General features: G+C 69.7%; 16 protein-coding genes and 2 pseudogenes. 7 read left to right on the forward strand and 11 right to left on the reverse strand.

Annotated elements, in window-relative coordinates; translation table 11 throughout:
- Nucleotides 1-14: 14 nt before the first annotated feature.
- The 5 genes from AC07CM_RS44630 to AC07CM_RS44650 are packed head-to-tail and all read left to right on the forward strand — an operon-like array spanning nucleotide 15 to nucleotide 5,039.
- On the forward strand, nucleotides 15-1,046 hold the full coding sequence (locus AC07CM_RS44630; RefSeq protein ID WP_478882293.1) for an ABC transporter permease: 1,032 nt from the start codon (nucleotides 15-17) through the stop codon (nucleotides 1,044-1,046).
- A gap of 3 nt (nucleotides 1,047-1,049) precedes the next feature.
- Nucleotides 1,050-1,937, forward strand: coding sequence for an ABC transporter permease (locus AC07CM_RS44635; protein WP_478882294.1), 888 nt, complete (start codon nucleotides 1,050-1,052; stop codon nucleotides 1,935-1,937).
- The gene (locus tag AC07CM_RS44640) at nucleotides 1,937-2,830 is read left to right on the forward strand and encodes an ABC transporter ATP-binding protein (protein WP_478882295.1); all 894 of its coding nucleotides are present in this window, start codon (nucleotides 1,937-1,939) and stop codon (nucleotides 2,828-2,830) included. Before AC07CM_RS44635 ends, AC07CM_RS44640 begins: the two co-directional genes overlap by 1 nt.
- Nucleotides 2,827-3,675: an ABC transporter ATP-binding protein gene (locus tag AC07CM_RS44645; RefSeq protein WP_478882296.1), complete on the forward strand. Its 849-nt coding sequence runs from the start codon at nucleotides 2,827-2,829 to the stop codon at nucleotides 3,673-3,675. Before AC07CM_RS44640 ends, AC07CM_RS44645 begins: the two co-directional genes overlap by 4 nt.
- Before the next feature lie 23 nt (nucleotides 3,676-3,698).
- Complete coding sequence (locus AC07CM_RS44650) at nucleotides 3,699-5,039, forward strand: NtaA/DmoA family FMN-dependent monooxygenase (protein WP_478882297.1); 1,341 nt, start codon at nucleotides 3,699-3,701, stop codon at nucleotides 5,037-5,039.
- 65 nt (nucleotides 5,040-5,104) lie between these two features.
- On the opposite strand, the gene AC07CM_RS44655 is transcribed toward AC07CM_RS44650, so the two are convergent.
- Nucleotides 5,105-5,257 carry a helix-turn-helix domain-containing protein gene (locus AC07CM_RS44655; RefSeq protein ID WP_478882298.1) on the reverse strand — a complete coding sequence of 51 codons (153 nt, stop codon included), beginning with the start codon at nucleotides 5,255-5,257 and terminating at the stop codon, nucleotides 5,105-5,107.
- 97 nt (nucleotides 5,258-5,354) lie between these two features.
- On the opposite strand from AC07CM_RS44655, the gene AC07CM_RS44660 reads away from it, so the two are divergent.
- Both AC07CM_RS44660 and ssuE read left to right on the forward strand, forming a co-directional pair.
- The gene (locus AC07CM_RS44660; protein ID WP_478882299.1) at nucleotides 5,355-6,122 is read left to right on the forward strand and encodes an alpha/beta hydrolase; all 768 of its coding nucleotides are present in this window, start codon (nucleotides 5,355-5,357) and stop codon (nucleotides 6,120-6,122) included.
- A 51-nt stretch (nucleotides 6,123-6,173) separates the two neighbouring features.
- Complete coding sequence (ssuE, locus tag AC07CM_RS44665) at nucleotides 6,174-6,731, forward strand: NADPH-dependent FMN reductase (protein WP_478882300.1); 558 nt, start codon at nucleotides 6,174-6,176, stop codon at nucleotides 6,729-6,731.
- 860 nt (nucleotides 6,732-7,591) lie between these two features.
- Here ssuE and AC07CM_RS44670 read toward each other — a convergent pair.
- From AC07CM_RS44670 to AC07CM_RS44715, 10 genes and pseudogenes are all read right to left on the reverse strand, one after another.
- Nucleotides 7,592-8,551 carry a phosphate ABC transporter ATP-binding protein gene (locus tag AC07CM_RS44670; RefSeq protein ID WP_478882301.1) on the reverse strand — a complete coding sequence of 320 codons (960 nt, stop codon included), beginning with the start codon at nucleotides 8,549-8,551 and terminating at the stop codon, nucleotides 7,592-7,594.
- A gap of 25 nt (nucleotides 8,552-8,576) precedes the next feature.
- Nucleotides 8,577-9,551: a sortase gene (locus AC07CM_RS44675; protein WP_478882302.1), complete on the reverse strand. Its 975-nt coding sequence runs from the start codon at nucleotides 9,549-9,551 to the stop codon at nucleotides 8,577-8,579.
- Entirely contained in the window at nucleotides 9,548-12,154 is a 2,607-nt protein-coding gene (locus tag AC07CM_RS44680) for a hypothetical protein (protein ID WP_478882303.1), read from the reverse strand. The genes AC07CM_RS44675 and AC07CM_RS44680 overlap by 4 nt, the downstream gene beginning before the upstream one ends.
- An 11-nt stretch (nucleotides 12,155-12,165) precedes the next feature.
- Nucleotides 12,166-13,833 carry a substrate-binding domain-containing protein gene (locus AC07CM_RS44685; protein ID WP_478882304.1) on the reverse strand — a complete coding sequence of 556 codons (1,668 nt, stop codon included), beginning with the start codon at nucleotides 13,831-13,833 and terminating at the stop codon, nucleotides 12,166-12,168.
- The gene (pstA, locus tag AC07CM_RS44690) at nucleotides 13,833-15,095 is read right to left on the reverse strand and encodes a phosphate ABC transporter permease PstA (protein ID WP_478882305.1); all 1,263 of its coding nucleotides are present in this window, start codon (nucleotides 15,093-15,095) and stop codon (nucleotides 13,833-13,835) included. Before pstA ends, AC07CM_RS44685 begins: the two co-directional genes overlap by 1 nt.
- A 4-nt stretch (nucleotides 15,096-15,099) precedes the next feature.
- Entirely contained in the window at nucleotides 15,100-16,104 is a 1,005-nt protein-coding gene (gene pstC / locus AC07CM_RS44695) for a phosphate ABC transporter permease subunit PstC (protein WP_478882306.1), read from the reverse strand.
- Between the two features lie 136 nt (nucleotides 16,105-16,240).
- Nucleotides 16,241-18,295 (reverse strand): Ig-like domain repeat protein, encoded by a 2,055-nt coding sequence (locus AC07CM_RS44700; protein WP_478882307.1) that lies wholly within the window; start codon nucleotides 18,293-18,295, stop codon nucleotides 16,241-16,243.
- A 663-nt stretch (nucleotides 18,296-18,958) separates the two neighbouring features.
- Nucleotides 18,959-19,093 (reverse strand): annotated as a pseudogene (locus AC07CM_RS44705) (IS256 family transposase); the annotation flags it as partial.
- A gap of 276 nt (nucleotides 19,094-19,369) precedes the next feature.
- Nucleotides 19,370-19,757, reverse strand: a pseudogene (locus AC07CM_RS44710) (helicase-related protein); the annotation flags it as partial.
- A 56-nt stretch (nucleotides 19,758-19,813) separates the two neighbouring features.
- Complete coding sequence (locus AC07CM_RS44715; protein WP_478882308.1) at nucleotides 19,814-20,536, reverse strand: transposase; 723 nt, start codon at nucleotides 20,534-20,536, stop codon at nucleotides 19,814-19,816.
- Nucleotides 20,537-20,838 lie beyond the last annotated feature (302 nt).

Below are 20,838 nucleotides of genomic sequence, written 5' to 3' on the forward strand. Positions count from 1 at the left end.
AGAGGGGGCACCCCATGACGACGCAGGCACCGGCACCGGCCACACCCGTCGCCCGTCGCACGGCCGCCGCGGCCAGGGCGCGGCACACCCTGGGCCGCATCCTGGTCACCCTCGCCCGGTCGATCGCGATCTTCGTGCCCGTCTTCCTGGTCGCGACGTTCGTGACGTTCGCGCTGCGCTCGTTCAGCGGGCTCAGCCCGGCGCGGATCCAGCTGGGCGAGGAGGCCACGCCCGAGGCAGTCGCCAGGATCGAGGCGCAGTGGGGTCTCGACCGGCCGTTCCTGGTGCAGTACGGCGACTGGATCGGCGGCGTGCTGCACGGGCAGCTCGGCGCGAGCTGGACCAACGGCGCCGACATCTCCACGCTCATCCGACTCGGCCTCGGCGTGAGTCTTTCGGTGGCGACCTTCGCCCTGCTCATCGGCGTCGTCGCGGGCTTCGGCCTCGGCACCCTCGCCGCGCTGCGCCGCACCACCTGGGTCGACCGCGCCATCACCGGCTTCGTCACCCTGATCTCCGTGATGCCCGCCTTCGTCGTCGGGATCATTCTGGTGGCGGTCTTCGCGGTCGGGCTGGGCGTGTTCCCCTCCGCCGGATACGTCCAGCCGGACCAGGGCGTCGGCCCGTGGCTCACCCACATCACCCTGCCGGCCGTCGCCCTAAGCGCCGACGTCGTCGCCGACGTCGCCCGCCAGCTGCGCACCAGCCTCATCGCCGCCTACCGCGAGAACTACGTGACCGGCGCACTGGTACGGGGGCTGAGCGGGCGCCGGATCTTCTTCACCCACGTCCTGCGCAACGGCCTCGGCCCCGCGCTCGCCACCCTCGGCCTGAAGTTCCCCTCACTCGTCGGGGCCTCTGTCGTCACCGAGTGGATCTTCGGGCTCCAGGGGTTCGGACGGTTCGCCAACGACTCCGCCCAAGCCGGTGACGTGCCGGCCGTCCAGGGCGTACTGGTCGTGTCAATCGTCCTGGTCGTCCTGTTCAACCTCGTCGTCAACCTGGTGCTGGCCCGTGTGACGCCCGCATCCCAGAGGGGGGTGTGAGCCATGGTGCGCCGTGTCCTCGCGCTGCCGTCCGCCCGCATAGCCGTCACCGTCCTCGCGGTGATCGCCCTGCTGGCGGCCTTCGGCCCGCTGCTCGCCCCGCACGATCCGCTGGCCACCAGCGACAACACCCTCACCGCCACCTCCGGCGCCCACTGGCTGGGCACCGACTACCTCGGCCGGGACGTACTGAGCCGGCTGCTCGACGGCTCCCGCATCAGCGTCCTCGGCTCCCTCGAGGTCGCGCTGACGGCGCTGGTGGTGGGTTTGATCCCCGGCATTCTGTCGGTGTATCTCGGACGGACCTTCGAATGGATCACCCTCCGGCTGGCCGACACCCTCATCGCCCTGCCCTTCCTGCTGTTCGCCGTCGCCGTCGTCGCCCTGCTCGGCAACGGCATCACGCAGGCGATGCTGGTGACCGGGGCGCTGGTGTCCCCGCTGTTCTACCGGGTCTCGCGCGCCGCCACGCTGGCAGTGGCCCGCTCCCCGTACGTCGAGGCCGCGCTCATCGCCGGCGCGACGGTCGGGTGGGTCGTACGCCGTCATGTCTGGGCCAAGGTGCTACCGCCTATCGCTGTGGCGCTCGCGCAGACCGTCGGCGTCGGCTTCGTGATCGTGTCGAGCCTGACCTTCCTCGGGATCGGCGTCCAGCCGCCCGCGCCCACCTGGGGCGGACTCCTCGCCTCCGACCTCGGCTACCTCGGCCAACGGCCATGGGCGCCGCTCGCACCCGCTCTCCTGATCATGATCACCGTCTGGGCGTGCAACGTCCTCGCCGACGCCATCCGCGACGTCTCCGGCGAGGCGGGCCGCGCGCTGCTCAACAACCGCCGGGCCCGTGCCAACCGGCTCGACCAGGCCGACCCCGCTCCCGCCGGAGGCGCGTGATGAGCACCCTCTCCCAGAAGCTGCCCGCCGACAGCCACCAGGCCGAAAGGCCCGGGTCCGCAGCCCCGGCCGCCCCCACGCCACCCGCATTGTCCGTGCGTGACGTACGCATCAGCGACCAGGCCAACGGGCGCGAAGTCGTCCACGGCGTCAGCTTCACACTCAACGCCGGCAGGACAGTCGGCATCGTCGGCGAGTCCGGCAGCGGAAAGACCCTCACCTGCCGTGCCACACTGGGCATCCTGCCCGCCCACTTCGAGGTCACCGGCGGCTCCATCGAGATCGAGGGCCGCGACATCACCGGCCTCACGCCCGCCCGGTGGACAGCGCTGCGCGGCGCCACGATCAGTGCCGTCTTCCAGGATCCCGCCTCCTACCTCAACCCCTCGATCCCCGTGGGCAAGCAGGTCGCCGAGGTCGTCCGGGTCAAGAAGGGCGTGGGGCGCCGCGAGGCTCGCCGGCAGGCCATCGAGCTGCTGCGTGCCGTCCACCTCAGGGACGCCGAACTGGTCTTCTCCCAATACCCGTTCGAGCTGTCCGGCGGCATGCTCCAGCGGGTACTCATCGCGGCGGCCGTCGCCGCAGGACCACGCATCCTGATCGCCGACGAGGCCACGACCGCGCTCGACGTCACCGTCCAGGCCGAGATCCTCGACCTGCTGGCCGACCTGCGCGAGCGCACCGGCCTCGCCCTCGTGGTGGTCTCCCACGACCTAGCCGTCGTCGCCCAGTTGTGCGACGAGATCCTCGTCATGCGCCGGGGTGAGGTGGTCGAGCACGGGCCCACCCACGAGGTGCTGCACCACCCGCGGCACGACTACACCCGCCTACTCATCGCCGAGCACCAACAGTACGGCCTGGAGAAGTTCCTCGCCCCCGAGGAGGACGCGTGAGCAGCGATCCCACCCCCCTCACCCCCGGACCGATCCTCGAGATCGAGGGCCTGGACGTGCACTACGGGCTGCGCCGCCGGCGCCGGCGCGCCCTGCACGGCGTCTCGCTGAGCGTCGCACCGGGAGAAGCCGTCGGCATCATCGGCGAGACCGGATCGGGCAAGTCCACCCTGGCGCGGGCCGCGCTCGGCCTCGTGCCCGCCTCCGCCGGATCGATCACCGTCGACGGCCGGGACGTCACCTCCCACAGCACCCGCCAGTGGCGGGCGTTGCGTCGCAGAAGCGTGATCCAGTACGTCTTCCAGGACCCCCTGCGCAGTCTTGACCCGGACCTGAGCATCGAGGCCTCACTCGCCGAGCCATTGCTCATCGGCGGCGCCACCCGCGAGGAAGCGGCAGTCCGCATCAGGGAGTTTCTGCCCCGCCTCCGTCTCACCGAGGACCTCCTCGACCGGCTGCCCGGCGAGCTCTCCGGCGGACAGCGCCAGCGCGCCGCGGTGGCCCGCGCCCTGGTCACGAGGCCACGCCTGGTCATCCTCGACGAGCCGGTCAGCGCCCTGGACTCCGCCAATCGAGTGCAGATCCTGGAGATACTCAAGGAACTGCGCGACGAAGGTGTGGCGTTGGTGTTCATCTCCCACGACCTCGGCTCCGTCGCCGGCGTCGCCGACCGCATCGCGGTCCTCTACCAGGGCGAACTGGTCGAGTCCGGCTCCGCCCGCGACGTCGTCAACCGACCCCGGCACGCCTACACGCGTCTGCTCCTCAGCTCGGCGCCCACCCTGCACGGCGCGCCGCCCGACCGGGCCGAACGCGACTCCCTGCGCGCCCTGTTGCACAACTGAACCCTCGACAGGCAGGACAAGTCATGCCCCGCACCATCCATCTCGCGCTCCACCCCTACGGCGTCGGCGGCCCGGGCCAACACGGCCTGTGGAAGGACCCGCGCGTCGCGAAGAACGCCAGCATCGACATCAACTACTACATCCGGCAGGCCCAAGCAGCCGAACACGCCCTGTTCGACGCCCTGTTCATCGTCGACAGCCAGTTCATCAACGCCACCTACCCCGCCCACTACCTCAACCGCCTGGAGCCGCTGACGCTGCTCTCGGCGGTCGCCACCCACACCCGGCACATCGGCCTCGTCGGCACCGCGAGCTCGACGTACAACTCGCCCTTCAACCTCGCCCGCCGGTTTGCCTCCCTCGACCACATCAGCGGGGGACGCGCCGGCTGGAACGTAGTGACCAGCTTCGACACCGGCACCTCCCGCAACTACGGGCTGGACGAGCACCTCGACTACACCACCCGCTACGGCCGCGCCCTGGAGTTCGTACGAGTCGCGCGCGGACTGTGGGACTCCTACGAAGACGACGCCTTCCCCGCCGACGTCGAGCGAGGCGTCTTCCTGGACCCGGCCAAGCTGCACGAACTCAACCACGTCGGGGAGCACTTTACGGTGGCCGGCCCGCTGAACCTCTCCCGCTCCCCGCAGGGCCAGCCGGTGATCTTCCAGGCCGGGGTGTCCGAGGAGGGCCGCGACCTCGCCGCCCAGGTCGCCGAAGGCATCTACGCGCCCGGCGGAACCCTCGAGCAGGCACAGGAGTACTACGCCGACATCAAGAAGCGCACCGCCGCCTACGGCCGTGACCCCGACCACATCAAGATCTTCATCCACGCCGGGCCAGTCGTCGCCGCCACCGACGAGGCCGCCCGCCGCCGCGAACGGGAGATCTTCGAGGAGGACAACGACTTCGAGCGCAACCTCGCGCTACTCGGCCGCTCCTTCGGTGCCTACGACTTCAGCGTCCACGACCTCGACGCGCCCTTCCCGGACGTCGCGCACCTGGCCGAGAAGGGCGGCCGTACCGGGGCCGCGAAGCTCATCGAGCGGGCTCGCACAGAGAACCTGACTCTTCGCCAAGTCGCGGAGTCCGTGAACCAGTTCCGCCAGTCACCGTTCGTCGGTGACCCGCGCACCGTCGCCGACACCGTCGAGCGATGGTTCGACGCCGGCACCTTCGACGGCATCAACCTCGCCTTCCGCACCGAGGAAGAACTGAACCTCTTCGTCGACGGCGTCGTCCCGATCCTGCAGAACCGCGGCCTGTTCCGCACCGAGTACACCACCGACACCTTGCGCGGCAACCTCGGCCTGCCGATCCCCGCCAACCGTCACAGCCGCGAGCACGCGCTCGTGGCCGACTGAGCACAGCCGGGCCGATCGCCCGCGACGACGTATGCGAAAGGCATGCCATCGACATCCTCCCCGCCCTAAAGGACGAGGTTTCCCGCCTCCACCCGCCACGCCGCGTTACGAGCTGCAAGCGCATCGTTGCAGACCACCCGGGCGCAGCCGAATGTACCGGCCAGCGAGATGCGCTGACCAGGCGTCGGCTCAATCCGGAAGGAGTACCGCAGATGCATGTGAGCAACGTACCGGCCACCACTTCCTCTGCCCTGCCCCGCAGGAGCTTCGTTTCCTCCCCGGCCTGAAGGCCGCGGTCTCCACAAAGGAGCCCCGATGACCCAGTACAGCGACCACTTCACACCAGAGGGCCTGCGCGTGCGCGGCACGGTCGCCGTGGTCCCCGGCCGCGGCGAGACCCGCGCTACCTACGACCGCTTCGGCAAGCGGCTCGCCGCCGACGCCTACCGTGTGCGGGTGATCGACGCCCCCGCCCTCGGCCCCGCGCATGACACCGCCTCGCTGACAGAACTCGCGGCCCGGCTCAACGAGGCCATCAAGGACACGGCCGCCGGGGACGGTGTCGTACAGCCCGTGGTGATCGTGGCAGCCGACTCGGGGGCCGCCGCCGTGGCCGCGCTCCTCGGCCATACGGGCACGGCGCTCACCGCACGGCCCGACGCGGTGGTCCTCGCGGGGGTGCCGGGCCGGGGCGCGAAGTCCGCCGGGAGCTGGGACGACGAGCTCGAGGTCCGCACCTCCTGCCCGACCCACCGGAGCAAGCTCACCGAGGACCCGGAGGTGCGGCGTGGCTCGCTCGGGCAAGCGCTGCCCGACGCCCTGGCAGCCGCTGTACAGGACGCGGACACCGATCTGCCGGTCCTGCTCCTGGTGGGCGACGCCGACCCGCTCGCCGACCACGAGGCACTGCAGCGCGCGGCGAAGTCCCTGCCCCGCGCCCGCCTTTCGGTCGTGCACGGCGCCCACCACGACGTCCTCAACGACCTCCAGCACCGGTCCGTGGCAGCCGAGGTCGTCTCCTTCCTGGAAAACCTCCGCAACCACCTGCACCCGCTGATCACCGTGCAGTCCAGCGCTTGGTGACCGCGCGCACCGCGTAACGCCCCCTCGACCGCGATCCCGAAAGGTGACCCCATGGCCGCCATCCTGTCCGTCTCCGGAAGCCCCTCCCCCACCTCCCGTACGAGACGGCTGCTGCGCCACGTGGACGACCGTCTCCGCCGGCAAGGGCACGAGGTGACCCCGCTGGAGGTGCGCACCCTGCCCGCCGACGCGCTGCTCGGCGCAGACCTGCGGCACCCGGCCATCACCGCCGTCGCGGACCTGTTCGCGCAGGCGGACGGGGTGGTGATCGGCACACCCGTGTACAAGGCCGCCTACTCGGGCCTGCTGAAGTCGCTGCTGGACCTTCTCCCGCAGTACGCCCTCACCGGCAAGACGGTACTGCCACTCGCCACGGGCGGCAGCCAGGCCCACGTCCTGGCTATCGACTACGCCCTGCGTCCGGTCCTGAGCTCCATGGGCGCCTCCCACATCGTGGCGGGCTGGTTCATCCTCGACCGGGACATCGCCCGCGAGGACGGCACCCCCACCGTCACATCCCCCACCGCCCAAGCATCCTTGGAAGAGGTCACAGACCAGTTCTCCGCCGCCTTGAACAACCGGGTCGGCGCACTCGCCTCCACGGGCTGACCGCCCACATCGCCGAGCCCACTGGGCCGCATCAACCCTCCGCAAGGAGGCTGTCGATGCCGGGTGTGGTGAGGGCGTCGTTGTGGAAGGCGGCGTTGTCACCGAAGGTCTGTTGGGTGAGTTCGCTGAGCAGGAGGGTGCAGGCCGCTTCCTGGGGCTGGCCCTTGAAGGGTCCGTAGGCCAGGGGCAGGACGTGGCTGCATGGCCGGGGCGCCGGGCGGGTTCTGTGCCGTTACTGACAGTGAGGACGCTTGGGCCATGGGCGGCGAGAACTTCGTCTACGACCGTACTCAAGGCGGCCGGTGTGTTGGTAGGTCTCCCAGAATGTGGTGGCATCGGCAAGCGTGGGGTGGGCGCGGCGCGCGGCATCCGCCCGTGCCCTGGTTGCGGGGTCTTCCGGCGGCAATGGCGCCGCGCTTACCGGGTGCACCGTGCTTCGTTGCGGTGCTGCCTCTCGCTGGCTTGCCGCTGCCTTCGCCGTGATCCGGCGAGGACGCCTTGGCCGCTGTTCTTGGCGTTCTCGTGTGTTTCCTGGGACTTGGGTGAGTTCGCGCAGGGCGGTGTTCCAGTCGGCTTTCAGGCTGTCGGCGACGAGCCGGTTGTCGGGGTCGACGGCGAGGTAGGGCACCGGCCAAGACGACGTGCTCTTGGGCGGGTTCGACGGCGGCAGCCCTCAGCCGTTCGGTCTCGTCGGCGCGGGCGATCAGCTCGTTAGCGACCGCGAGGGCCGCGACCAATGCGGCCGACCGCGTGATCGACGACGGCGCCGTGAACCCGCTGTCAGATCGGGCTGCCGTACTCACACCGAGCGACGCGCGACAGTCGTGATGCCCCGACGTATCCCACATCGTCGAAGGTCTTTAGCCGAAGCGTCCGTTGACGTAATCCGCGGTGCGTTGGTCCTGTGGGTTGTGGAACATCGCGGTGGTCGGGCCGTGTTCGATGATGCCGCCAGGGGCGCCCTGTTCTGCCAGGAAGAACGCACACTGGTCGGAGACCCGTGCGGCCTGCTGCATGTTGTGGGTCACGATGACGACGGTGACCTCCTGAGACAGGCTGTGGATCGTCTCTTCCACGCGCCGCGTGGACGTCGGGTCGAGGGCCGAGCACGGCTCGTCCATCAGCAGTACGCGCGGGCGGACGGCAAGCGCTCGGGCGATGCAGAGGCGCTGCTGCTGGCCGCCCGAGAGTGCGCCGCCCGGTTGGCGGAGGCGGTCGCGGACCTCCTTCCACAGGCCCGCGCGGGTCAGGCACTCTTCGACCAGTGCATCCTTGGTGGATCGGCTGGCGTTGACGCCCGTCAGCCTCAGTCCCGCCAGCACGTTGTCGTAGATGGACATCGCCGGGAAGGGGTTGGGTTTCTGGAAGACCATGCCGATGTCTCTGCGGGCCGTGGTGAGTCTGCGCCCCGGGGCATAGATGTCGGTGCCGTCCAGCAGCACCTCGCCCGCGAGCGCCGAGCCGCTCACCATCTCGTGCATGCGGTTGAGAGTGCGCAGGAAGGTGGACTTGCCGCAGCCGGACGGGCCGATCAGGGCCGTGACCTGGCCAGTCGGCATGGTCAGGGAAACACGGTCGAGCACCTTGTGGCTCCCGAACCAGGCGGACACCTGGCGGGCGTCCAGTTCGGCCGGACCGGCGCCGGCAGTGACGGTGGCAGTGGTCGGGTTAAGGGCGCGCAGGACGGCGGGCGGGCCGGCCGTGGGCGCCGTATCCGACGCATCCGTCGTTTTCTCGCTCGCGCCGAAGGTCAGGGGCTGGGTCTTGGCGGCCACTTCGCGCGCTCCCGTCTCTTCCGTGGTGGCGGTGGTGTCGGTCATGTTCGAAAACCTCGGTCCTGTGCCGTCAGAGCAGATTGGGGAGAAGTCGGGTGACCTGTTCCGCGACCTCCAGGCCGATGGCGCAGAACGGTCCGACGGACACGATCCAGGTCTGGCGGCGGCCCCAGCGGAACCAGGCCCAGACCGCCGCCACGGAGGCGACAGCCAGGGCCTGGAGCCAGAGCAGGAGCACCCACCAGACGACGGAGGCGCCGCGGAGCGGGAGTTCACTCGACGGCAGGGACTCCGGGGTGATCCTCAGGGCTGGGGTGTCGGCCGCGTTGCCGACCAGGTCGGCGTCGAGTCGCAGCACGCCCGCCGGGAGGTAGGGCGTGCCGGTCGCGGTCATCAGAACGACGCGTCCCTTGCCCTCGGCGGGTGCGGCCGGGGCGCGGTCGCCGGCGTGCCGCAGGTCGAGGACCCGGAAGGTGAAGCGTCCCTGGCCCGTGGTGATGCGAAAGGTGTCACCGGGGACCAGTTCGTCGAGTTCCCCGAACGGTCCGCCGTAGGCGGCGGCCCGGCCCATGATCACGGCGGTACCGGCCTGGCCGGGCAGCAGAGTGTCCCGGCGATGGCCGGGGCCCTTGGCCAGTACGTCGGAGTCGGTACCTTCGAAGACCACCTCGTGGACGTGCAGCTTGGGGATTTCCAGGAGCATCAGAGGTGTGCCGGGGGCGAGCAGCCGGCCTCTCTGGTCGGTCTGCGACACGGCTGCGGTTCCGGCGGCCAGCTCGCCGCGTAGCTTGTCGAAACCGGCCGACTGGGCCGCGCGGTGCTCCAGCGGGCTGAGTAGGACCAGCTGCGCGCAGATGCCGAGCAGCAGCACGCTCACCGTGAGTAGTGCGCCGCCGACCACGTACGGCGTCGCCGGGCGGCGCCTGCCGGCCGGGGTGTCGGTGAGGCTGGCGGCTGTCGGAGGCGCGGTCTCCTTGTCGGCGGCTGTGTTGGTCGTGCGGACGGCCGCAGAATGCACGGCCTGTTTGTCGGTCGTCGCGGTCACCTGCGGAACCTCCCGCCCAGTCGGCGTGTCGTACGGCGGACGAGGGCCGGCGCTGCGGACATTGCGGCGGTCGCTCCCCGGGGCCGCCAGCCGGCCGCGAACGGCGCGATCATCCCGGTGAGCGCGCCGAGTCCCGCGCCGATGGGAAGGGCGAGTCGGAGCGGGACCGCCGGGTCGGCCGGGGTCAGGCCGCCGGCGGTGCTGATCAGGTTGGGCGCGATGGTGCCGTGCGGGCCGGCGGAAGCGGCTGCGGGTGACGCCGTGGTGCCCGCAGGAGTGCCGGTGCCGGGCCCCGTTCCGTTGCCGCCTGTGGCGGTTCCCGCTCTGCCTTGGTCGCCGCCGGTCTTGGACGTGGACGAACCACTGTCCGCGGGAGCGCCCTTGTAGGTCGCGAGCTGCTTCGCCGCCGTGAGCGTACGGGCGCGCATCGCGCTGCTGAGCGGCGCGTATCCGAGCGGCAGGTCGCCGAGCTCGATGCCGGGCCGCTGGCCCTCCTGCGCGGTGTAGCGCAGCAGTGTGGCGTAGCTGGTCCGTTCCGCTGCCTTCAGCTGTCCGGGCCGGGCCACGGCGTTGACCAGCATGGCAAGGGGGTATGCGGCCGGCTGGGACGCGGTGACCGGTATGACGGGCGGGCGGCCCGTGGCCGAGCTGGCTGCGGCGGTGAGTGCGGCCGTGGTCGGTGTGACATAGTGGCCTGCGGAGTTGAGCAGGCTGGCGGTTTGCAGACCGTATCGGGCGGCCGAGGCTGCGTCGGTGACGACCAGTTGGAAGCGCTGGCCGACGTTTTGCGGGCCGGGGGACTTCCACACCGGTGGGTTGGCGTTCGCGTCCCAGCTGGACTTCCACAGCTGGTCGCCGCGGCGGGCATGTACGGCGGCGAGGAGCATGTCGTCCACGTAGGGGCGGAAGTCGGTCATGCCCTGCTTGACGGTGGCCTCGGCGGACCCGGGCGGGATGGTGGTCCACGGGTCGGCCTTGGGGTAGTCGTCCCGGGTGGCGGTGAAGGCGGAGCCGGCGGGGTTCAGGTCGGTGTTGGTGCTGTAGTACGGGTTGACGCGCATGCCGTCGTCGTCCGGCACGCCTGCCAGGAAGCGCCGGGCGTCCTTGTCGGCGAGCACGTAGTTCCACAGTTGCCGGGCCGCGTCGGTGTGGCCGAGCGCAACCTCCAGGTCGGTGTCGGTGCTCGGGTTCTCGGCGATGGCCTGGTTGGCGTATTCCGGGTTGAGCGCCAGGAACTCGGCATCGGAGAGGAGGCCGGTCGGATTGTGTAGAGCCCAACTGTAGCCCTTGGCTGCGGTCAGGGTGTCGGTGCCGTTCGCGTAGACCGTCCTGACCGCGCCCCAGGGGGAGTTGCGGTAGGACTCGGTGAGTAGTTTGGCGATCAGCCGTGGGGTGAGTTTCAGGGTGGTGAATCTGGAGCCGGCCAGAGCTTTTTGCTTGCTGGTGGCTTGGGAGCCCGGCTGGCGTTCGATGTTGAAGCCGATGACCACGCCGGAGAGGGCGACGGGAGCATAGGTCACCGTGCCCGGCGGCGCGGTGGTTCCGTCGTCCGAGCCGAGCGGGCGGCTGACGAAGCCGAGGGTGTCTGCGCCGGAGGTGATCCGGGCGCGGGTGTCGGAGTCGCCGAGCTGGGTGAAGCCGTAGACGGTGCCGGTGCCGGTGCCGCAGAGCCTGGCCTGCCAGCTGGTCATTGCCTCGGCGACGAGCTCGCTGCCGGTGGTGTCCTGCTCCTTGGCGCCGATCTTGCAGGAGGCGCCGACCGCGTTGAAGTCGAGGCGGATGGCGACGCGGTTCTTCCAGTTGGTCGAGGCCACCGGGGAGCCCGCGTTGACCTGGGTCTGGTCCTCGTAGGGCGCGCCGTCGAGGTCGAGGTGGCCCTGCGGGACGATCACCAGCCAGCAGGAGCGTCCCGTGACGGTGCCGTCGGCATGGGTGAGCGGGGCGCCGCAGCCGAGTTGCGGCGCCTCGTTCACGGTCTGGGTCTCGAAGATTTCCGAGCCAGTGCCGTCCGCCCCGGTCCGGGCGAAGTCGATCTCGTTGGTGGTGGAGTGGTTGAAGAGCTTGTTGTTCTGCGTGCCGCTGGTGATGACGGTGCCGTCGACCGCCTTGAACGGCACCTCGCCCAGGCCGTACGGCATGGTGGAGCCGTAGGTGTCGTCCTGCCCGTAGTTGCCGGGCTTGGCGCGGTAGATGACGGCGCGCGTGTCGTCGTAGCCGTTGCCGGGCCAGTTGGAGCGGTCGGTGGTGGGGGAGGCGCCGTACTCGCACTGGGTGCGCGGGGGGCCGGGGTTGTCCGGGTCGGTGTCGTCGGCGTCGCCCCAGCACTGCATGATCTGGACGAAGTCGGTTTTGAAGTCGGTGCCCGCGAATGTGGTGGGCGTGCCTCCGGTCCACGAGACGGTGACGGCGCGGTCGGTCAGCCCCTTGGTCTGGCTGACGGTGAACCTCATGTCGGCGAATTCGCCGCGCCCGGAGACGGTCACGGCGGAGCCGGTAGCCGCCGCGGCGTTGGATGGACCGGCCGAGGCGGCGGGCGCCACGGCCAGGGCGAGCAGCGCGCCCGCGAGGGAGCCCGCGGCCGCGCCCACGAGGGCGCGCAACATCTGACGTGTCCTCACTTCTGCTCCCCTGCGATGGTCCTGCCGTTGCGGCCGGAGAGCAGGTGCGCGCTCACGGCGGGGACGAGGACGACGACGAGCAGGGTGAGGGCGGCCAGGATCATCAGGGTCTGCCTGCCGCTCCAGCCGTCGTTGGCCATCACGGCGACGGGCGAGGCCAGCACTGTGGCGCCGCCGCCGCTGCTGCCCGTGGCGGCGGAGGTGACGACCTGACCGGTGTCGGGGTCGACGGTGGTGGCCGCTCCCCCGGTGGTGCCCGTTCCGCCGCTGGAACCTCCCGTTCCCCCGCTGGCTCCTCCGGTGTTGGCGTCCGCCGTACCGCCACCGGACGTGCCGGTCGCGCCGGTGGAACCGCCGCCCTGGGACGCCGACTTGGCACCGCCGGATCCGGTGGCGCACTGCCGGGTCGCGCCCTTCTTGTCGCAGGCCGCGGGCATGGGCGCGGTGGTGGCCAGCTTGTTGGTGCCGTCCGGGCTGAAGGTCGGGTTGTGGCAGCCCTTGATGTTGACGTTCTTGGGGACCACGCCGGGAATCTTGCGGATCTGGTCGAACCCGGCCTGCACCAGGTTGATCGGCAGTGGGGAGTAGCCCAGCTGCGGCGCCTGCTGCTGGCCCTGGCACATGAAGTAGTACGAGTACGCGCCGAGCGTCGTGCCCTTGGCCTTGGTGAAGGTCCCCTGCACCTTGAGCGGCAGGATCATGTAGGCGTAGCTGGACAGCACGTAGGAGCGCGGATCGCTGTCGGTGTAGACGGCGTCCAGGTTCTGGGTGAGGTAGTCCGCGGAGCTCTTGTTCGTGTTGATCTTCGCCTTGAGCAGGGACACCGCGACGTTCGGCGCGGTGGGCTCGGTGTAGTACCCGGCCCTGTTCAGCAGCTTGGCGACCGGGTAGTGGGCGTTGAGGGCGTAGGAGTAGTTGACGTACCCGATGGAGCCCTCGCCGTAGCCCTGGGAGACATAGCCGGCCACGCCGAGGTCGCCGGACTGGGCGATCATGCCGGTGACGGTCGGGTAGTACGAGGTCTCCCCGCAGGCGTTGCTGCGGCCGACCTTGGCGCAGTACGCCTTCCACAGCCCGCTCTGCCGCTTCGACAGCCAGAGCGTGAACTGCGCCGAGGAACCTGAGCCGTCCGAGCGGACGACGGGTACGACGGTGCGGTGCGGCAGCTTCAGGCCCGGGTTATCGGCCTTGATCGCGGGGTCGTCCCAGTACCGCACGGTCGCGGTGAAGATCTTCGCCAGGGTGTCCTGGCCGAGGCGCAGGTTGGTCACCTGCTTTCCGTTGATGGTCAGGTGGTACATAAACGCGGTGCCGCCCGCGACGATGGGCATGTACGCGTACGAGCCCGCCACCGGCCGCTCCGGGGCGGAGCCGTCCGTCGGATGGGTCTGGAAGGGGATGTCCGAGACCGCGAAGTCCGTCGTGCCGGCCAGGAACTGCTGGCGGCCGTAGGAGGAGCCCTGCGGGTTGTACGAGACCTGCATCCCGTACTGCTTGACGTCGCGGCGCCACTGGTCGACGGCGTTGAAGGCCCAGCTGGAGCCCGCTCCGCTGATGGGTGTGTAGCTCGTGGCGGCCGCGGGGGCGGCGGCGAGCAGCAGTGCCGCAGCCGGCACCAGGGCTGCGGCGGCGCACCGCAGCGCGGAACGTATTCGACGGAGCATCAGTCCACCTCTGCGGAAACGGGATCGGGATCGGGGTCGGGGACATCGGTGCCGGCGGCAGCTGTGAGGCGCTCCAGGTCGCGCCGCGAGCGGCGGTCCGCGCGGCGGGTCTGGCGGGGGCTGAGCTGCCCGGGGCCGCGGCCGCCGATCGTGCGGGCGAGGGTGAAGAGGAGGAGGACCAGTGCCAGGAGCACCAGGGCGGTGCCGAAGGCCCGGGTGATCATTGCGGGCTGGGGCGACCTGACGAAGGTGAACACTGCGAGCGGCAGGGACATCATCGGGCCGTGGGTGGGGTCGACGTTGAGCGCGGCTGTCGCCCCGGCCGTGAGCAGCACCGGGGAGGTCTCGCCGATGCCGCGCGCGGTGCCCAGGATGACGGCGGTGGCCAGGCCCGAGCGGGCGGAGGGCAGTACCACGTGCCACACGGTCCGCCAGCGCGGCGCGCCCAGCGCCTCCGCGGCCTCGGTCAGGGTGCCCGGCACCAGGCGCAGCACCACGTCGGCAGCGCGGATGACAATGGGGAGCATCATCACGCTCAGCGCCAGCCCCGCCGCCAGGCCCGACTTCTCGAAGCCCAGCATCAGGATCCAGCTCGCGTAGACGAACAGACCGGCCACGATCGAGGGCAGCGCGGTCATCGCCTCGACGATGGTCCGCACGAACCGGGAGAACCTGCCGGGCACCTGGCCGAGGTAGACGGCGCAGGCGATGCCCAGCGGAATGGTCACCGCGAGCGCGATGGCGATCTGGATCAGGGTGCCGAGGACTGCGTGTTTGACCCCGCCGACGGTGACCGGGTCCAGCGGGCCGGCCGCCTGCATGTCCTGCGCGTAGAAGCTGCCGTGCGGCAGGGCGTGCCATCCCCGCAGCACGGTGAAGCCGACAACCAGCACCAGCGCGCTGAACAGCAGGACGGCGGCGGACGTCACGACGACGGTCAGCAGCCGGTCGCGTACGACGGGCCAAACCCGCACCCCGTCGTCCGACGCGTCCATCCACACCAGCACCGAGTGGACCAGCAGGAAGATCAGGTAGGCGACGACGGCGAAGCCGAGCGCCCCCGAGAGCGGCGCCAGCCGGCCGAACAGCAGGAAGGCCAGGCTGAGGCCCGTCGCGGCCGAGCCACCCAGGGCGAGGGCGTCCTCCCGGCGGGCTCCGCCCACGCGACGGTGCTGCTCCGGTTCGGTCGAGGGCTCGGGGCGCGGTACGAGGGTGGTGGTGCCGGTCGCCGGAGTCGCGGGCTGGTCGAGAGTGGTCGTCATGGGCTCATGCCTCGCTCTGCGCGCCGGACCGGGAGCGGGCCACGATCGACGATGCGGTGAAGTTGACCACCAGGGTCAGCAGGAACAGGGCCAGCCCGGCCGCCATCAGGGCGGACACGCCGAACTCGGAGGAGTCGCCGTAGTGCAGGGCGATCAGGGAGGAGACCGAGTTCGCACCGGTCTGCAGGACGTGCGGCTGGATTTCGAAGACGGGGGAGATGACCAGGTACACCGCGATGGTCTCGCCCAGGGCGCGGCCCAGTCCGAGCATGGTGCCACCGATGATGCCGCCGGCCCCGTACGGCAGGACCACGGTCCGGATCATCCCGGCCCGGGTCGAGCCGAGCGCGTACGCGCCCTCCCGCTCGCCCGCCGGCGCGCGGCTGAACACCTCGCACATGACGGAGCACTGGATCGGTGCCACCATGAGCGCGACCACGATGCCCGCGACGAACGTCGAGGCGGTGTACACGCTGGCGGACGCGAGCGGGTCGTCCTGTCGCACCCCGTCCACGTGCAGGAACGGGATCCAGCCGAACCAGGTGGAGAGCCAGCGCGACAGGCCGATCACCTTGCTCTGCAGGAAGAACAGGCCCCACAGGCCGTAGACCACGGACGGCACCGCGGCCATCAGGTCGACGAGCGCGATCAGGGTGCGGCGTAGCCGATCGGGCGCGATCTCGGAGATGTACAGCGCGGTCCCGAGTGCCAGCGGCACCGACACCACGACGGCGACGACGGCGATCAGCACGGTGCCGGTGAGGACGGCGGCGATGCCGAAGTTGTGGGCGTCAGGCTCCCACCGCTCGGTCATCAGGAAGGAGAACCCGGAGGTGCGCAGCGCCTGGAGAGCACGCAGCAGCAGAAACAGGCCGACGGCCGCCATGACGGCGAGCACGGCCAGCCCGGAGGTGCGCAGCATGCCCCTGAAGAGGCGGTCACCGGTGCCCGGTGCGGTGGACAGCCGCCGTGGTCTGTCCTCGCCCGGTGCGGTGAACGGGAGGCCCAAGGTCTCTTCACTCCTCGCTTTTCACGGTGATACGGCTCTGCTCACGGCCATTGCGGCGATACGGCGTCCACGGGTCCGGAGCCGGCATGGCGTCGGCTCCGGACCTGAGCGGTCCCTGTGCGGGACTGATGGTGTGTCAGTAGCTGGTGACGGTGATGCTCTTGGACTTGGCGTTCACGTAGGCGCTGCCGGAGTAGCGGACGCTGAGGGTGTGCTTGCCCTTGGAGAGCTTGGCGATGGTGATGGTGACCTTGCCGCCCGTGAGGGTGCCGCTGCCGACGAGCGTGGTGCCGTTGTAAATCTTGACCTTGCCGGTCGGGGTGACGCCGGTGGCGCTCACCTTGACGGTGATCACAGCGTGCTTGGTGTGGCTGATCCGGGCCGGGGCGGTAACGGTCAGGGCCGGGGCGGCCTTGACGACGGTGAAGGAGACGTTGTGGGAGGAGGTGGCGTGGGTGGCGTCACCGCCGTAGCGGATACTCAGGGTCTTGGCGCCGACCGCGCCGAGCTTGCCGGTGGCGACCTTGACGGTGGCCTTCCCGGAGGAGTTCAAGGTGGCGGACCCCACCTTGGTGCTGCCGTAGTAGGCGCTGGCGGTGCCGGTCGGGACGGCGGTGTCGGTGTGGCCGACGGTCACCGCGATCGACTCGGTGGTGCCATAGGCGGGCTTCGCCGTCGCGGCCGTGGCGGTCACGGTCGTCGCCGTGCGGACGGTCACGGTCTTTGTGGTGGCGTCGCTGTTGCCGTTGATATCGGCGGCGTAGACGGTGACGGTGTACGTGCCGGCCGCCAGGCCGGTGAGGTGCGCGCTGGTATTGGCGGCGGGCACGTCCTTGTAGGCGTAGCCGCCCACGGCCGCGCCGTTGCCGTCCAGGACGGTGACGCGGTAGTCGCTCACCCCGGCACCCGCGGCCGGGGCCCAGGACAGCTTCAGCGTGCCGCCGCCCGGCGTCGCGGTCACAGACGGGGCCGCCGGAACCGCCGTGGAGAGGTTGGGGTCCTCCAGGCCGCCGCGCTTGACGTGCTTGTTGGTCGGGTCGGCGACGCCGTTGTAACTGACGTTCAGGAAGCCGAACTTCTCGATCACGGACTTTGCCGTGCCGGAGGCCAGCGCCGCCTTGTGGTCGCCGTCCGTCACGAAGACGTCGTACAGGGCCTGGTTGAAGAAGACACTGGTCGGGTCGATGGCCCGGGTGGCGACCACGTTGGAGACGTCACGGCCGAAGGTGGTGTCGGCGAAGAAGTCGGGGTTGGAGGAGAGGCTGCCGTCGGCATTCTCGATCACCGGCGGGGTGTAGGTCCCGCTGTTCTCCTCGTCCAGCGCGCCGACGAACGCACCGCCTGTCACCGCGGTCGCGCTGCGGTCCTGGGCGGTGCCGTTGTGCTGGGCGACGAAGCTGGCGACGGAGAGCGGGACGAGGTCGCCGTCGTTCTTGATCACGTCGTTGAGGCGGTTCTGCTGCACCGCCTTGCCGTTGTAGTCCAGTGTGTCGACGTTGCTGCCCAGCTGAGCGTCGGTGACCCCGATGGCCTTCTGGAAGAAGGTGCGGGTACCGGCCCCCGAGTTGGGGATGAACGGGTGGATCTTCACCCCGTCGATCTCGGTCAGCGCCCCGGTGTAGATGTCGTGCAGCTGCTGCTTCGTCAGGTGGGCGAGCGCGGTGCCCTTGGCCGCGTAGCCCACCGCGTCGCGGGCGTACGGGATAGCGGTCAGCGCGGTGCCCGCGACCGCGGGCGCGCTGGTGTTGCGGGCGAAGTCGATCTGGTCCTTGATGTTGACCGTGCCATCGTTCGCGCTGGCGGAGACAGCGTAGTTGCCACCCGCGACCGAGTCGCTCAGGGCGACACGGGCGGCGTTGGCGCCGTTGGGGCGCAGGAACTTCGGGCCTTCCGCCCGGGTCTGGATCTGCGAGGTCGTGGAGCCGGTGCCCGGCTCAGTCGCGTCGTAGGACGCGAGCGTGTAGCCGTCCGCGGTGACGGCGCTCGAGGCGTAGCTGGTGCCGTTTACGGTCTCACCGGCCAGCGCGTCCAGGACGTCCTGTGTGACGTCCGAGCCGACGCCGACCAGTTGGTGGGCGGTAACGCCGACGCCGGGATCGGCGTACGCGTTACCTGAGGTCAGGGTGATACCAGAGGCGAGGGTGGCGACGACGACGGCGGTCGCCAGGACGGAGGCGCGTCTCATGCGCATGGTTGGACTCCTCGGAAGGCGGCCCACGCGTGGGTTGCGTCCGGGCAGAAGAAGGCGCGCGGACGCGTGTGGCGTGAGCAGGGGGAAGCGGATGACCGCAAGGTTCGACGACCGGAAGCGCGAAGGCCTGTGGCCGAGCGCCCGGAGGAAGCATGTGCCTAGGCGTGCCCGCGCACGTGGGGGTCACGGCCGGGAGGAGTGAGCGCGCGTGTGAGTGTTCGTCAGACTCAGCAGCAGGCCACGGCGAGAGCGGGGCAACAGCTCGCGCTGCGCACCCGCATCAGGTCGACGGCGCGACGCCGCGTCAGCGCCGGGGTGGATGTCCGGATCACGGCGGGAACAGTAGCAGCGACCTTCACAGGAACCATACAAGTGGAACAGTATCTCGTATGCTGATACGCAGGTGGGTGGATTTGATCGCTTTGCCATGATTATTCCATAGCATTTTTGAGACAAGCTCTTCACCGACGGGCCGAGCGCATCCGGCACGGCCTGGCCTGGTCCGGCTACCGCCGCCTCCACCAGAGCATCGCCCGCTCCCACCACCGCCGCACCCGCGCACGATGAAGCATGAACCATCCCGTATCCTATGCATCACCAGAAATGCGCAAAAACCATGATCTACAGCTGAAGCGTCAGACTCACTTGACCTTCGTTTGAGGTTCAGTTGTTGGCTGAGGTGAGCCGGCCTTCGAAGGCGATCTGGAAGGCGTGCAGGGGTGCCTTCCAGTGCATGCCCCACCTCTTGCGGCCCTTGCCGGTCGGGTCGAAGCTCATCAACGCCATGTAGACGCATTTGCCTGCACCATCACCAAACCGGAAGAGCGCGCCGAAGCCCTGGCTGCAGCCGCGTGGGCGCCGCTGATCAAAGCCGTCGGCCATGTCGCGGCCCCATGCCCTTTCCGAGGGTGCGCAGCGAGTCCTTGGAGAGCGCGGGTAATAGATGCGTTGACGGCCGACTGCGGAAGCCGACAGATCATCTGTCGATCAGCGTCGGCATACTGGCTTGACACGCTGACTTGCCAAGGATGACGAAGGCGAACAGTTTGGTGTCGTGGAGTTCGTGAGGGCGCTTTACCCGAAGGCGAGGACGGCGTCGGTCAGGGCGCGTTTGCGGGCGAGGAGTTTGTTGATGTGGTCCTCGACGGTGCCCTCGGTGATCCGGGGGGCGGACCTGGACGGTGCGGTGCTGTCCGATGCGGTGGGCGCGGTCGGTGGCCTGGTCCTCGACCTACGGCGGGGTTCCAGGGCCGGTCGTAGTGGATGACGTGCTCGGCTCGGGTGAGGGTCAGTCCGGTGCCAGCCGCCTTGACGGACAGGATGAACACCCGGGCGGCGGCGGGGGCGTGTGGAAGGCGTCGACGAGTTCCTGGCGATGGGCCGACGGGGTGGCGCCGTGGAGGAAGCGGACGGAGCGGCCGCGGGCGCGCAGGTGGTGTTCGAGGATGCGGCCCATCTGGACCTAAGAGCTATCGCGTAATGCGGACCGGGACGTGCTTCCCGCGAGGGATACTTGGTTTACCGGATGTCGAGCTTGAGGTTGTGGAGTGCGGGGACGCCGGTGAGGGTGTGGTTGATGGCCTCGCCGCGGCGTCTGCTTTGGCGGAGGATCTGGTGGTCTTTGAGCCGGGCGATGGTGTGTTCTGCGGCGGCACGGCGCCTTCGGAATCGGCGGTAGTTGCGGTCTTTGATGATGCGGTCGTCGGGTCCGCGGCGAGGTGTCCGGACACGGTCGTATCCGCGGTGGCCGCCGTCACCGGACAGGCGGCGATGGTCGCTCGGCAGCGTCTTGTGGAGGGTTTCGCGGAAGACGGCTACATCGTTGCGGTTGCCCGGCGACGCCTTCCGGACGGCGACGATGCGGCGGTCCCGTGCCCGGCAGACGATCTGCACATTCACACTTGGCCGGTAATTTTTGCTCTGCGCAGTGTGCTGCTGGTCGTAGACGGGGATGAGGGTGCCGTCGACGATCCATAGTTCTCGCCGGTCGGTGGGCGGTGGTCGAAGGAGTTCGGCGAGCGGTCCTGCGGGCCGGATCATGGCTCGGTGGGCGGCCGCGTGGGATATGACGAACGGGGATCCGAGTTGTTGCATGGTGAGGTTGGTCCGGTAGGCGAGGACGACGAGCAGGACGCGGTCGGTGTACGGCAGTGCCCAAGGCCGGCCCCGGCCGAAGTCCGGTGCGAGTTCCCGCACCGACACCTTCGTGGACTCCCACAGCCGCCCGACGTGGTGCTGCATGTGCGGCCCGGTCAGACCAGTCCAGGTACGAAGGTCGACTGCGGAACAACGGGCAAGACGCGCATGAAGGCCATCGTAGAGACCGAAGTGCTGTTGTTTCGCGGGGCGTTGTCAGTGGGGTCTTGTAGCTTTGGTGTTGGTTGCCGCACCGCCCGCGCTGCGGACAGCTTGCGGTTGTTGCTACGTCAAAACGGGGGGCTGGCCATCTGAAGTTCCCCCGCTGAACTGGACAGCCTGATACTGGGACGGTTGAGTCCCGGAGGAAGCAGTCCAGATAGTGAGTGGCAAGAGCAACATGAGCA

The organism is Streptomyces sp. NPDC044061 (assembly GCF_056434305.1).

What these genes read in the sequence shown, in the direction of transcription:
- AC07CM_RS44670 (WP_478882301.1), bottom strand. Translation starts at nt 8,551, where the DNA reads ATGACCGACACCACCGCCACCACGGAAGAGACGGGAGCGCGCGAAGTG.
- AC07CM_RS44700 (WP_478882307.1), bottom strand. Translation starts at nt 18,295, where the DNA reads ATGCGCATGAGACGCGCCTCCGTCCTGGCGACCGCCGTCGTCGTCGCC.
- AC07CM_RS44680 (WP_478882303.1), bottom strand. Translation starts at nt 12,154, where the DNA reads ATGTTGCGCGCCCTCGTGGGCGCGGCCGCGGGCTCCCTCGCGGGCGCG.
- AC07CM_RS44685 (WP_478882304.1), bottom strand. Translation starts at nt 13,833, where the DNA reads ATGCTCCGTCGAATACGTTCCGCGCTGCGGTGCGCCGCCGCAGCCCTG.
- AC07CM_RS44715 (WP_478882308.1), bottom strand. Translation starts at nt 20,536, where the DNA reads ATGCAGCACCACGTCGGGCGGCTGTGGGAGTCCACGAAGGTGTCGGTG.
- AC07CM_RS44660 (WP_478882299.1), top strand. Translation starts at nt 5,355, where the DNA reads ATGACCCAGTACAGCGACCACTTCACACCAGAGGGCCTGCGCGTGCGC.
- ssuE (WP_478882300.1), top strand. Translation starts at nt 6,174, where the DNA reads ATGGCCGCCATCCTGTCCGTCTCCGGAAGCCCCTCCCCCACCTCCCGT.
- pstA (WP_478882305.1), bottom strand. Translation starts at nt 15,095, where the DNA reads ATGACGACCACTCTCGACCAGCCCGCGACTCCGGCGACCGGCACCACC.
- AC07CM_RS44640 (WP_478882295.1), top strand. Translation starts at nt 1,937, where the DNA reads ATGAGCACCCTCTCCCAGAAGCTGCCCGCCGACAGCCACCAGGCCGAA.
- AC07CM_RS44630 (WP_478882293.1), top strand. Translation starts at nt 15, where the DNA reads ATGACGACGCAGGCACCGGCACCGGCCACACCCGTCGCCCGTCGCACG.
- AC07CM_RS44650 (WP_478882297.1), top strand. Translation starts at nt 3,699, where the DNA reads ATGCCCCGCACCATCCATCTCGCGCTCCACCCCTACGGCGTCGGCGGC.
- AC07CM_RS44655 (WP_478882298.1), bottom strand. Translation starts at nt 5,257, where the DNA reads ATGCATCTGCGGTACTCCTTCCGGATTGAGCCGACGCCTGGTCAGCGC.
- AC07CM_RS44635 (WP_478882294.1), top strand. Translation starts at nt 1,050, where the DNA reads ATGGTGCGCCGTGTCCTCGCGCTGCCGTCCGCCCGCATAGCCGTCACC.